We start from the raw sequence: 12,706 nt of genomic DNA, 5'->3' as shown, positions 1-12,706 counted from the left end.
ATCAAATGGTAATGGATTGATCCCGAATTGGGAACCATGACGGCAACGTCACGCATTCTTCGGCGCTGAAAAACTAGTCTTTTTCCAAACAGCCAATAACAACATCGGCAGCGGCAGCCCGCTGGCTGTAGCCATCGGGAAGACGCATCACCTGATCGAGGCGGGTGAGTTCGCTTACCTGGGTCTGGCGCTCGGCGGTATCGGTCAAATAGGCCTTCAATAGCGCCGCTAATACATCCGGCTGTACTTCCTCATCGAGAAACTCAGGGATCGCTTTGGTGCCAAGAATGATGTTGGGCAGCACAAAGGAGTCGACGCTGGCGAATTTGAAGATCTTGTTGAGATCTTTGAGGCGCCGGAAAAACCAGTCGACCTTATAAGCAACCACCATCGGCACACCGGCAAGCCCCAACTCCAACGAAACCGTACCGGAGGCTGCCAAAGCTGCATGCGCACGGCGGAATGCGGCCCGCTTTTCCTCCAAACCAATGACGATTTCCGGCTGGTGTTTCCAAGTGCTGACACCGGATCGAATCCGGTCTTCCAAATGCGCGACCGCAGGAAGAACAATTTGGAGGTCCGGCATCTCTTCTTTGACCAAGGCAACCGTTTCGCCAAAGACGTCCAGCAGCCTGGTAATTTCGCTGCCCCGGCTTCCAGGCAAGACCAGCAACACCTTGTTGGGATCGCTTAGAGGCGAGCGCTCGCCTTCCGAGGGACGCAGTGTATCTGCGTTCTCGCTGAGCGGATGGCCGACATAATGCGTGCGCGGCCCCCCAAGTTTTTTATGAACACCCGGTTCAAACGGCAAAAGCGCAAGAAGTTCGTCGACATAAACGCTCATCTTTTTCGCCCTGCCCGGCCGCCAGGCCCAGACCGATGGCGACACATAGCCGACAACCGGAATATGAGGCGCGCGTTTTCTGACACGCTTGGCAACACTGTGAGTGAAATCGGGACTGTCGATGATCACCAAGACATCCGGGCCTGCGGCAATTGCCGCATCGACGGTCTGATAAACCCGTTTGACGATCAGCGGCAGCCGGGCCAGAACCGCGGACAGGCCCATGACCGAAACATCAGACATATCGAAAAAGCTGGTAAGCCCCAGCGCTGTCATGCGCTCGCCGCCGACGCCGCAATACCGCACGCCGGATCCGAGCTTTTCGTTGAGCGCCTTGATCAGTTCGGAGCCGAGCTGATCACCGGACTCTTCGCCCGCGACGATGCATATGGTCGGCGGGCGGGTTGTCATTCTTCTAGATCACTGGTGAGCGCAGTTTGATCGATGCCCAGAACAAATAGGCCAGCTGCATCCGCCAGGGCTAAAGTTTCCTCGCGGTCCGAGATCAAAGCGCCACCAGCTTCAACGGCAATCCCAGAGAGACCAGCTGCTTGCGCCCGTTCAATCGTGCGCGGTCCAACGGTCGGCAAGTCCACTCTGAGGTCCTGGTTCGGTTTGGCGGTCTTCACCAGAGCGCCCGTCTTTTGTTTTGCCCGGATCCTGCCAGCTTCCCTCAAGTCGGCACAGCGCTCGAGCATGGCATCTGTGCCTTCCGCACCTTCCAGCGCAACCACCCGGCCATTAATGGCAACGGCCGCCTGGCCGATATCCAGCTCTCCGAGCTTCTGCGTGGCGCTCAATGCCAATTGAACATCGCGCCAGTCCGTATCCTTTGGCTGAATTTTGCCCAAGACACCGCTGGCAGCTAGAAGTGCCGGCGCAACATCCTTGATCCCCACGACACGAAACCCCTCTACCTCAAACAGGCCAATCACCTTGGTCAAAAGGCTGTCATCACCGCCCGCCAGCGCCCGGATGATGGTGGGTAACCGGCGCAATGTGCCCAGATCCCCCAGAATTGACGTGAAATCCGGACGTTTGGACACCCCACCTATCAAGAGGACATCCCGGCAGCCGCTTTTTTTCAAAAACGAATAAAGACGGCCGATTTCGCCCCATCCAAGTTCGGCCGAAGCAAGTCCACGGGTTGCCTCATCAGCTTCCCCCTTGATTGCAACAACGCGGCAGTCCCGGCCAGCGTCGGCAAGCGCATGCGCAACTTGCAACGGGATCCGGCCATTTCCAGCAATCAGAGCGACCGGAGCCTGCCCGGCTGATCCCGCGTCTAGCATCACGTTCACCTACTTAGGCAGGCGTACAAAAGCGCCGGTCTTCTTTTTCAAGAATGAAATCCGTCACTTTTTTCACAAGCGGCTGGTCTGCCGTTTCCGCAGCAATGGCTTCCGCCCGATTGCGCAGGGTGCCTTCATTGCTTTCAAAGAGTGCCTTGTAAGCTGCCCGCAAGGCATGGATCTGTTCGCGCGGGAAATTGGCGCGTTTCAAACCAACAAGATTAAGACCTCCGAGGCTTGCCCGGTTGCCGGTCACCATACCGAATGGAATAAGGTCATTTTCCAATCCCGCCAAGCCACCAATAAAGGCATTGTCGCCGATGCGTGTAAATTGGATCACGGCTGAACCGCCACCAAAAATGACATTGCTGCCAACGTCGACATGACCGGCGATCATGACATTGTTGGACAGAACCACCCGGTCACCCAGGTGGCTGTCGTGACCGACATGGGAATTGGCCAGAAAGGCACAATTGTTGCCGATCGTTGTGCTGAGCCCACCACCTTCCGTTCCCGGATTTAACGTCACGCCTTCACGGATGATACAGCCTTCCCCGACCGACAAGGTCGCAGCTTCGCCCTGAAACTTCAGATCCTGCGCTTGATGACCGACAGAGGCGAACGGATAGATAGACGTTCCGGCACCGATTGTGGTGTCACCGGCAACAGCTACATGGGATTTCAATTCAACATTCGCGCCAAGCTTGACCTGCGGACCAATGACGCAATACGGCCCGATGCGCACGCCGTCCCCAAGGACAGCACCATCTTCAACAATGGCCGTTGGATGGATATCAGTCATAAACCCTCACGCATCTACCAGCATGGCACTGACTTCGGCTTCGGCAACTTTTGCACCATCCACCTTGGCAACGGCATCGAACTTCCAGATGTTCGCACGTTGCTTGATTTTCTTGACGTGAAAATGGACCTGATCACCCGGCTCCACAGGTTTGCGGAACTTTGCCCTGTCGATAGTCATGAAATAGACCAGCTGCGGCGGCGCATCGGCACCGCGGGCATGGACACACAAGGCGCCCGCAGTTTGGGCCATGGCCTCGATCAACAAAACACCCGGAAAAATCGGCCGTTCCGGAAAGTGGCCCTGAAACTGCGGTTCGTTGATGGTGACATTCTTGACGCCAATACAGCTCTCATCGCCGTCCATTTCGATGATCTTGTCGATCAGCAAAAACGGATACCGGTGCGGCAACAGCTTCATGATTTTCATGATGTCCGCGGTCGCGAGCGTTTTCTTTTCTGTTTCGTCCATTCTTCGCCCCTTGGCCGTTCACCGCCAAATTCTTCAAGTAATTGGATGTTCGAACTACCGTCCGTTTACGATTTGCCGCCGCGTTCTGCAAGCTTTCTGACTGCAGCCACTTCCCGGAACCATTGTTTCACCGGTTTTGCCGGTGTTCCGCCATATCGACCGCCAGCAGCAAGGTCTTCGTTGACGACACTTACAGCCGCCACCTGAGCACCCATGCCGACCGTGACATGACCTTTCACACCGCTCTGACCGCCGATCGCCACAAAGTCTTCCAAAGTCGCGCTGCCAGATATTCCGACCTGAGAAACCAACACACAGTGCCGCCCAATGACCACGTTGTGGCCAATCTGGACCTGATTGTCGATCTTTGTGCCTTCTCCAATCACCGTATCTCTGTTCGCTCCACGGTCGATGGTGGTGTTGGCGCCAATCTCAACATCATCTTGGATCACCACTCTGCCAACTTGTGGCACTTTCAGGTGTCCGCCCGGCCCCATGGCGTAGCCGAACCCGTCCTGACCACAGCAAACACCCGGATGCAGATAAACTCTGTTTCCCAAAATGGAGTGTTGTACGGAACAGTTGGCCCCAATTACGCAATCCCGGCCAATCCGGACCCCAGCGCCAATAACAGCATTGCTGCGGATGACAGTCCCTGCGCCAATTTCTGCTCCGGCTCCAATTACCGCACCAGGTTCGACACAAACACCATCTTCGAGTTGGGCCTGGTCATCAATTGACGCCCGGTCAGACACACCGTCAACGCCCGGTTCCTTTGGTACCATGGCCTCCGGGAAGAGTTTTGCGAGTACTTTCGCCCAGGACCGGTACGCGTCTTTGCACACAAGCGCAGTAACCCCCTCCGGCACCTTGTCCTTGTGGCGCGCCGACACCAGGCACGCAGCAGCTTCCGTGTTCTGAAGCGCATTGAGATAGGCGGTGTTGTCGAAAAAGACCAACATGCCGGCCCCCGCGTCTTCCAACGGAGCAACACCGGAGATTCCAGTCTCGGCTGATCCGTTCAAAATTTTCGCATCAGCCCATTTGGCGATATCGCCCAAACAGACGCCAGTTGGAAAATGAAAGAAATTCGGTTCGGACATGTGCACATTCCCATGTTCTGGAGTGTGTTCCGGTTAGACCGTAACAAAAACGGCCGCCGTTTGACGCGGCGGCCGTTTGAATTTCAAAGAAACCGCTCGTTAGAAGCTGGTTCCACCGCTCAGCCGGAAGATCTGAGTTTTATCACTATCTTCTTTGAGTAGCGGGTAAGCAAAATCAGCCTTCAGCGGTCCGAACGGCGATTGCCAACGGATACCGAAACCGACTGATGCACGCAGATCGAAGCCATTAGACAGGATCCGGCCACCACCAGCTTCCACGATGTTCACGAGATCGTTGTCAGCATCCCAAAGTGAACCAGCATCTGCGAAGAACGCGCCACCGAGCCCAAGTTCCTTGGGGATGAAGGGGAACGGAAATTGTGCTTCTGTGGTTGCTGCGAAATACCAACGGCCACCAATTGCATCATCTGAAGACGCATCGCGCGGGCCAATACCGCGGTTTTCAAAACCGCGAACCAGGTTTCCACCAAGCATGAATTGCTCAGACACCCGCAGACGCTCACCAATACCAATGATGTTACCACCACGAAGACGGACGCTGCCGACCAGACCGTAGTCTGCCAGGATTTCCTGATAAGCCCGTGCCTGAACTTCTGTCTTGATGTATTGGCTGTCGCCACCGACGCCAGCAAACTCTTGCGAGAAGGACGCGTAGAAGCCATCGGTCGGGTTCAAGTTGCGGTCAAGCGTGGTGTACTTGAGCTCGTAGCCAACCAGCGACGTCAAATAGGTACCAAGGGAGTCACAGACCGCCAGAGAAAGGTTCGCCGTGTCACAATTAGTGATGTTCGTCGATCCATAGCGCTTGTCTTCGTTCTTTTCTTCAAAGATCTTGTAGAAAAGCCGCAGTGTGGTTTCATCTTCGCGCAACGGCAGAGTGAAGCCGAAGCCGCCTCCGGTCCGTGTTTCATCAAATGACCGGTAGTCATTGGCATCATTGACCGCGCGGTAGAGATCGAGATCAAGAGCAATCCGGCGCCCCATGAAGAACGGCTCAATAAACCGGAATTCATAGGTCTGAGTATCGGTACCACCACCAACGCCAATCTTTACAAACTGACCGCGGCCCAGGAAGTTCTTCTCAGAGACCGAAACGTCGCCAACAACACCGTCCGTGGTCGAATACCCGATACCGAAAGAGATTTCCCCGGTTGGCTTTTCTTCCACTTGAACATTTACGATAACCCGGTCCGGCGCACTGCCCTGCTGAGTAGAAATCGCAACACGTTCAAAGAAGTTCAGGTTTTTAAGGCGGCGCTCAGCCTTGTCGATCAAGGCGCGGTTGAAAGCATCACCTTCAGCAACATCAAACTCACGACGAATAACGTATTCGCGGGTCCTGTCATTACCGATGATGTTGATGCGTTCGATGTAAGCGCGCGACCCTTCTTCAATATAGTAGATCAGGTCGATGGTGTTGTCTTCGTAGTTGCGCGCGCCACGCGGACGAACACGGGCAAAAGCGTAACCTTCTTCAGAAACGCGCAAAGTGATGTCTTCGACAGACTGCTCAACACGCAAAGAGTTGAATGTCTTGCCACTGCGGGTCCGAACCAGCTTACGAAGATCTTCCGGATCGATTTCCGCGATCGTGGAAACGACTTCAACATTGCCAACGCTGTACTTCTCGCCTTCATCAACCGTGAAGGTCACGTAGAAAATGTTGTTTTCGCGATCAAGGTCTGCGCTGACCGAAACGATACGGAAATCCGCATAACCCTTTTTGTTGTAGTACTGGCGAAGCAGCTCCTCATCAGCAGCCAAGCGATCCGGGTCATATGTGTCGGTGCTGCGCAACCAGCTCAACAGACCACTTTCACGGGTCCGGATAACATCACGCAGACGGCCGTCGCTGAAGGACTTGTTACCGATGAAGCTGATCCGCTCAACACCAGTTTTTGCGCCTTCATTGACTTCAAAAACAAGATCGACGCGATTCTGGCCGCGATCAATAATCTTCGGCTCGACAGACGCACCATAGCGGCCGGAGCGACGGTAAGCTTCTAGAATGTTCTGGACGTCGGCTTGAACTTTCGCACGCGACAGCATGGAGCGCGGCTGAGAGCGCAAAGTGGTTTCCAGTGCGTTGTCCTTGATCTTTTTGTTTCCTTCAAAAGAAACGCGATTGATCATCGGATTTTCGCTGACGGTCACAATAACCGTGCTGCCACGTGGGGTGATCTCAACCGTGGCAAACAAACCTGTTGCATAGAGGGCTTTCAGCGACTCATCCACATCCGCGGCACCGTAGGACCGACCAGGAACGATCGTCATATAGCTGATGACAGTCTCTTCCTCGATTCGGCTCGTCCCTCGAACCTCGATCTTACGAGCAACTGCGGCTTCCGCCTGTGTCGCGCCAGCGAATGGCCCCAAAGTGTCCGGCAGAACAGAGCCGGCAGTGAGAACCGCGGCCGCCAAAATTGCGGCTCTCATAAGTTTCTGCAATCGCTGCATCAGTGCGCTATGCCTTTGTTTTTTAATACCCCGTTTCAGAAACCCTCACATCACCCCGGAAGATTCCTGAAAACCGATCCATGTTTTATAGACTTTTACCGATAACGCAACAGCCCTTGGCTGGCGAAAGCGATTTAGTCTGAGGACGTTGCGTCAATGTCACGGCGCCTGCGTTAGAGCCTCATCAAACGCCAGATATCGTTCCAAGTGACGAACACCATAAGTGCCAGAACAAGCCCCAGTCCGATACGGAAACCAACTTCCTGAACTCTTTCATCGAGTGGTTTTCCACGGATTGCTTCTGCGGCGTAGAAAACCAGATGCCCGCCATCAAGAATCGGAATCGGCAGTAGATTGATAAATCCGATGGAAACAGACAGAAAACCGGCCAAGCTTATCAGCTCGATCAAACCGAATTGCGCAACAGTACCGGACACCTGGGCGATCTGGATCGGTCCGCCTAACTGCTGCGCAGATTGTTCTCCGACAAAGATTTCGCCAATGAAATTGATCGTGTCGTAGATGATCTTATAGGTGCGCAAGACCCCTTCCCACAAAGCGCCCCCTACGCCGAGCCGGATCAGCACCCGAGTTTCGGCATCACTCGCCATGGCAACACCGATGCGCGGTTCCCTATACTCCACGCCGAACTGATTGACGTCCGTCACATAGGCCGGAACGACAGTTGCGGAGATTTCCGCGCCATCCCGGTTAATTCCCAATATCAACGGCTGATCAGGGTTATGCCGAACTGTCCATTTTAAATCTTCGAAGTAGGACAGAGGCTCACCATTGATCGAAAGGATCCGGTCTCCGGTTTTGATGCCTGCGGCCTCAGCAGCCGAGCCCTCAATCACCGAGGAGACAACCGGCAACAATTGCGGCTTGCCATATGCCATGAAAATGCCGGCGAAGATGATGATTGCTAAGATGAAATTCGCGATTGGGCCGGCAGCCACAATGGCCGCCCTTTGCCAAACGGGCTTGGCAATGAAGGCGGTCTTGCGCTCTTCTTCACTCATGCTGGCGATATAGTCGCGGTCAGGAACACTGGCTGCATTCTCATCTCCGGCGAATTTTACGTATCCGCCCAATGGAATCAGAGAGATTTTCCAGCGCGTGCCATGTTTGTCATACCAGCCGAAGAGTTCCCGTCCGAAACCGACCGAGAAAGCGTCCACCTTGACCTTGCACCAACGCGCCACAGCAAAGTGACCAAGCTCGTGGAAAAACACAACGATTGTCAGAACGAAAAGAAATGGAACGAGGTATCCGACCAACAATCCGTAGGCAGAGTCAAAGAGATCCATGAGATATCCGATATTTCCCGAGCTTTAAATCCAGAGCCACTCTATTAGCAATGGAATTACGGCACGTTAATGATCCTTGGCGAGTTTGACCCCGCATTTTTTCAAGCGGCTTTGCGCAAAATCCAATCGGCAGTCCATTGCCGGGCGCCACGGTCGACGTTGAGCACATCTTCGACCGAACCGGCTGCCGAAATCTCTCCAGATGCAGCAAAGGCATTGAGCGTTTCTTCTACAGCTGCCGGAATGTCCATAAAGCCGATCGCACCTTTAAGAAACGCAGCAACTGCAGTTTCATCGGCAGCATTCAGAACCGCCGGAGCCTGCCCACCGCTTCGCAGCGCTTCCAGTGCAAGACGGAGCGCCGGGAACCGCGCGAGGTCTGGTTTTTCGAACGTCAGAGAACCAAGGCTTGCCAAGTCCAGCCGTTGAACTGGCGCCTCCATCCGGCGTGGATAGGCCATGCAGTGCGCAATTGGCGTGCGCATATCCGGACTTCCAAGCTGCGCAAGCAGAGACCCATCCCGGTACTGGACTAGGCCATGCACAGCAGATTGAGGATGCACCAGCACCTCAAGCTGATCAGATTCAATGGGGAAAAGATGATAGGCTTCAATCACTTCGAAGCCTTTGTTCATCATGGTCGCACTGTCGATTGAGATCCTGGCACCCATGTCCCAGTTGGGATGTTTCAACGCCTGCTGAGGTGTCACCTGCGCCATATCCTTCAGCGCAAAGGTGCGAAAAGGCCCGCCGGATGCCGTAAGGATCACTTTTTCAACACTGTCGGGTTCAGCTGCTTCAAACACCTGGAAGATCGCATTGTGTTCGCTGTCGACCGGCAGAATTTCCGCGCCCGCCGCCGCAATCTTCGCCATAAAGAGATCCCCGGCACAAACCAGGCATTCTTTGTTGGCAAGCGCAATCCGGCGTCCAGGTTTGATGGCGGCCATGGTCGGCGCCAGTCCCGCGGCCCCGACAATCGCTCCAATAACCAGATCTGTGTCCCGGTCTGCAGCTTCAAAAACGGCGGCCTCACCGGCTGAAGCCTCGATACCGGTTCCAACAAGAAGACCTTTCAGGTCCTCGAAGTTTTCCGGATCAGCCAAGACCGCGCTCTTGGCGTTCAGAGAAATCGCCATTTCTGCCAGAGCCTTGGCACTGGAATTGGCGACCAGGCTGACAACTTCGAAGCGGTCCGGATTGCGCGCGATCAAATCGGCAGCACTTTGACCAATAGAACCAGTCGCTCCAAGCATTGTCACACGGATTGGAGAAGTCCGGGTGTTATAGTCTTTAATTGCCGGCACCGGCATATTCCCAACTAGTTTAGAGCCAATCCGGCAAGCGGATCGGCGAGAGTTCCGCCGGCCACCCAGCCGATCAATACGGCAAAGATCGCGGCTGCGACCAGTCCATCGATGCGGTCCATGATGCCGCCATGCCCAGGAATGAGCTGACTGGAATCCTTTACGTCGAATCGCCGTTTGATGGCTGATTCAAGCAGATCCCCGGCCTGTGAGACAATTGACAATACTGCCGCAAGTCCCGCCCATATCGCCATGTGTCCGCCGCTGCCTGCAACGCTGACCCCTGCCCCAAATATGATCGCAAAGACGAGGCCGCCAAGGGCGCCTGACCAGGTTTTCTTTGGTGAAACCCGCGCCCAGAGTTTTGGTCCACCCAAAGCCCGGCCAGTGAAATAAGCGAAAATGTCGGTGGCCCAGACAACGATGAACAGGAAGTAGATGAAGATCAGGCCGCCAGTCCCGCTACGAAGGGCCAGAAGAGAAAACAAAGCGAACCCGCTATAAAGCACACCTTCCGCGCCCCAGCGCCCTGCCCTTGAAAAACCGGACAACACATAAGCTGCGCCAGCACCGGCGAGAATTACAGCAAGTCCAAGCTGAGGATTTCCGGCCACTTGGAGAATGCCACCGCAAATCAGCGCTGCCTGCCCAGCAATGGCAGATGGCGACAGGTGGCGAGTTCCGGTGATCGAAAACCATTCCCACAAAAATAGAACAGCGGCGGCCAAAACGAGGGCTGCATAGGCCAAGCCGCCCCAGTAGATCAGTCCGAGAACGACCGGCGCCAGAACCGCGGCAGATATAACACGCTGATACAGATTGCTTTTCGGTTTGGCGGGAGTGTCTTGCACCGGCATCACAATACAAGGGCCCTACAGAGCTTGAGCGGTAACACCGCCGTAGCGCCGGTCCCGTGACCCAAAGCTTTCAAGCGCCTTGTCGAGGGCCGCTTCATCGAAATCCGGCCACATCAATTCGGTGAAATAGAATTCCGAATAAGCCGCCTGCCAGAGAAGGAAGTTGGATAGGCGCAGCTCACCGCTGGTGCGCACGATCAGATCTGGATCAGGAAGGCCTGCTGTATCCAGTTCAGCTGAAATCGCGTCTTCGCAAATCTCGCTGGCCTGAAGGTCTCCGGCCGCCAGTTTTTCGCACAACTTGCGCACCGCACCGGTGATTTCCTGGCGGGCGCCATAGTTGAACGCCACAACAAGATCCATCCCCGTGTTTTCGCGGGTCAAGTCCTCGGCATCTTGAAGTAATTTCAAAATGCCGGGCTCAAGAGACTGGCGTTCGCCAATAATGCGGATGCGGATGTTTTCCCGGTGAAGTTCGCTCAAGTCCCGCTGCACAAACCGGCGCAGCAGGCTCATCAAGAACTTCACTTCGGGTTCCGGCCGGCTCCAGTTTTCTGTCGAGAAACTGTAGATCGTGGCGATCTCAATGCCGCGCGTGCCGCAGTGCCGGATAATCCGGCGCAGAGCTTCAAGCCCCTGGCGGTGGCCTTCGGTGCGCGTCAGCCCCCGGGAGGAAGCCCAGCGGCCGTTACCATCCATGATGAAGGCAATATGACGCGGCACATGCGGGGATGAAGCCGCAAGCGGCCCTGCATCTGCCTGTCGTTCCGGGTTGCCGCTCATCATCGTATCCGCCGCTGCCGCGCCTTAACTAATTAGACCTGAGAGATTTCCTGCTCTTTTTTGGACAACATAGCATCCACTTCGGAAATCATCTGGTCCGTCAGTTTTTGCACCTCATCTGAGGCAACACGGCTGTCGTCCTGGGAAATATCCCCGTCTTTTTCGGCCTTCTTGGCGTCATCCATGCCATCGCGGCGCACATGGCGGATCGCGACTTTCGCGCCTTCCGCATATTTATGCGCAACTTTGATCAGATCTTGGCGGCGTTCTTCATTGAGCTCCGGGATCGGCAGGCGCAACAACTGGCCGTCGACGACCGGGTTCAAGCCAAGGTTTGATTCGCGGATCGCTTTTTCGACTGCGGCAACCATACTCTTGTCCCAAACCTGAACTGCAACCATGCGCGGTTCCGGAACGGACACGGTTCCAACTTGATTGAGCGGCATGGACTGGCCGTAAGCATCAACTGTGATCGGGTCCAGCATGCTTGCGGATGCGCGGCCTGTGCGAAGACCGGCGAATTCGGTTTTCAATACCGAAAGCGCGCCTTGCATGCGCCGCTTCAAATCGTCCAGGTCGACACCTTCTACAGACATTTTGTCCTCACTGTTGTTTTTGCTTAGAGCCAATTCAGATCCGGCGCGCCAACATGGCATAACCGCGTCGAAACACAAGAGCTACAAGCTGTTACACAGCTAAAAACTATTGCTCACCCACGACTGTGTAGGTTCCCGTTTCTTGCAACACGCTCACAAGGGCGCCCGGTGAGTGGATGGAGAAGACAATAACAGGGATAGAATTGTCCCGCGCAAGGGCAATTGCCGTCGTGTCCATGACTTTCAAATTGCGGGTGATCACGTCATCGTAGCTGAGCGCTTCATACCGCTCCGCATCCGGATTGACCTTCGGGTCTTCGGAATAGACCCCATCGACCTGTGTGCCCTTCAAGAAGGCGTTGCATTTCATTTCCGCCGCACGCAAAGCCGCGCCACTGTCGGTCGTGAAGAAAGGGTTGCCTGTACCACCGGCAAAGATGATGACATCGCCATCTTCCATATAGCGGTCCGCAACGCGCTGGGAGAAGGTTTCGCAGATGGACGGAACAGCGACCGCCGACAGAACGCGGGCGTTGACCTTGAGGCGGCGCAGAGCGTCGGCGAGCGTCAGGCTGTTCATGATGGTGGCCAGCATGCCCATGTGGTCACCGGTGACACGATTGCCGCCCTTCGCAGCCACAGCCACACCGCGGAAGATGTTGCCGCCGCCGACAACCACACCAACTTGCGCCCCAAGCGCCACAGCGTCGGCTATTTCCTTTGCGATCCGCTGAACAATGGCCGGGTCAATTCCAAAAGCCTGCGATCCCATCAAGGCCTCGCCGGAGAGTTTGAGAAGGATCCGTTTCCAACGCAAAGGAGATGTCATTTGTGCACCTTGGGTAAATTGTAGTTTCTAAAAA

The 12,706-nt window shown here is 55.2% G+C and carries 12 protein-coding genes; all 12 read right to left on the bottom strand.

The genetic code is table 11. The features are described from left to right. Nucleotides 1-73 precede the first annotated feature (73 nt). Nucleotides 74-1,255, bottom strand: coding sequence for a lipid-A-disaccharide synthase (gene lpxB / locus ACOOFE_RS10795; RefSeq protein ID WP_420414916.1), 1,182 nt, complete (start codon nt 1,253-1,255; stop codon nt 74-76). Next, complete coding sequence (locus ACOOFE_RS10790; protein WP_420414915.1) at nt 1,252-2,136, bottom strand: LpxI family protein; 885 nt, start codon at nt 2,134-2,136, stop codon at nt 1,252-1,254. Before ACOOFE_RS10790 ends, lpxB begins: the two co-directional genes overlap by 4 nt. Before the next feature lie 13 nt (nt 2,137-2,149). Further along, on the bottom strand, nt 2,150-2,938 hold the full coding sequence (gene lpxA, locus ACOOFE_RS10785; RefSeq protein WP_420414914.1) for an acyl-ACP--UDP-N-acetylglucosamine O-acyltransferase: 789 nt from the start codon (nt 2,936-2,938) through the stop codon (nt 2,150-2,152). 6 nt (nt 2,939-2,944) lie between these two features. Continuing rightward, nucleotides 2,945-3,409 carry a 3-hydroxyacyl-ACP dehydratase FabZ gene (fabZ, locus tag ACOOFE_RS10780; protein ID WP_141186444.1) on the bottom strand — a complete coding sequence of 155 codons (465 nt, stop codon included), beginning with the start codon at nt 3,407-3,409 and terminating at the stop codon, nt 2,945-2,947. Nucleotides 3,410-3,474: 65 nt separating this feature from the next. Further along, on the bottom strand, nt 3,475-4,512 hold the full coding sequence (lpxD, locus tag ACOOFE_RS10775; protein ID WP_420414913.1) for a UDP-3-O-(3-hydroxymyristoyl)glucosamine N-acyltransferase: 1,038 nt from the start codon (nt 4,510-4,512) through the stop codon (nt 3,475-3,477). A 99-nt stretch (nt 4,513-4,611) separates the two neighbouring features. Continuing rightward, nucleotides 4,612-6,969 carry an outer membrane protein assembly factor BamA gene (bamA, locus tag ACOOFE_RS10770; RefSeq protein WP_420414912.1) on the bottom strand — a complete coding sequence of 786 codons (2,358 nt, stop codon included), beginning with the start codon at nt 6,967-6,969 and terminating at the stop codon, nt 4,612-4,614. Nucleotides 6,970-7,163: 194 nt separating this feature from the next. Further along, nucleotides 7,164-8,300 carry an RIP metalloprotease RseP gene (gene rseP, locus ACOOFE_RS10765; RefSeq protein WP_420414911.1) on the bottom strand — a complete coding sequence of 379 codons (1,137 nt, stop codon included), beginning with the start codon at nt 8,298-8,300 and terminating at the stop codon, nt 7,164-7,166. Nucleotides 8,301-8,401: 101 nt separating this feature from the next. Then, the gene (locus ACOOFE_RS10760; protein WP_420415564.1) at nt 8,402-9,556 is read right to left on the bottom strand and encodes a 1-deoxy-D-xylulose-5-phosphate reductoisomerase; all 1,155 of its coding nucleotides are present in this window, start codon (nt 9,554-9,556) and stop codon (nt 8,402-8,404) included. Between the two features lie 65 nt (nt 9,557-9,621). After that, nucleotides 9,622-10,464, bottom strand: a complete 843-nt coding sequence (locus ACOOFE_RS10755) for a phosphatidate cytidylyltransferase (RefSeq protein WP_420414910.1) — start codon at nt 10,462-10,464, stop codon at nt 9,622-9,624. Between the two features lie 15 nt (nt 10,465-10,479). Further along, nucleotides 10,480-11,247 carry an isoprenyl transferase gene (locus ACOOFE_RS10750; RefSeq protein ID WP_420414909.1) on the bottom strand — a complete coding sequence of 256 codons (768 nt, stop codon included), beginning with the start codon at nt 11,245-11,247 and terminating at the stop codon, nt 10,480-10,482. A gap of 32 nt (nt 11,248-11,279) precedes the next feature. Continuing rightward, the gene (gene frr, locus ACOOFE_RS10745) at nt 11,280-11,843 is read right to left on the bottom strand and encodes a ribosome recycling factor (protein ID WP_141186439.1); all 564 of its coding nucleotides are present in this window, start codon (nt 11,841-11,843) and stop codon (nt 11,280-11,282) included. Nucleotides 11,844-11,949: 106 nt separating this feature from the next. Next, nucleotides 11,950-12,672 carry a UMP kinase gene (pyrH, locus tag ACOOFE_RS10740; RefSeq protein WP_141186438.1) on the bottom strand — a complete coding sequence of 241 codons (723 nt, stop codon included), beginning with the start codon at nt 12,670-12,672 and terminating at the stop codon, nt 11,950-11,952. Between the last annotated feature and the right edge of the window lie 34 nt (nt 12,673-12,706).

Origin of the sequence: Roseibium sp., assembly GCF_965216085.1 — a bacterium.
Lineage (GTDB): Bacteria > Pseudomonadota > Alphaproteobacteria > Rhizobiales > Stappiaceae > Roseibium.
The sequence above is the reverse complement of the archived record's forward strand: the minus strand, read 5'-3'. Positions and strand labels throughout refer to the sequence as shown.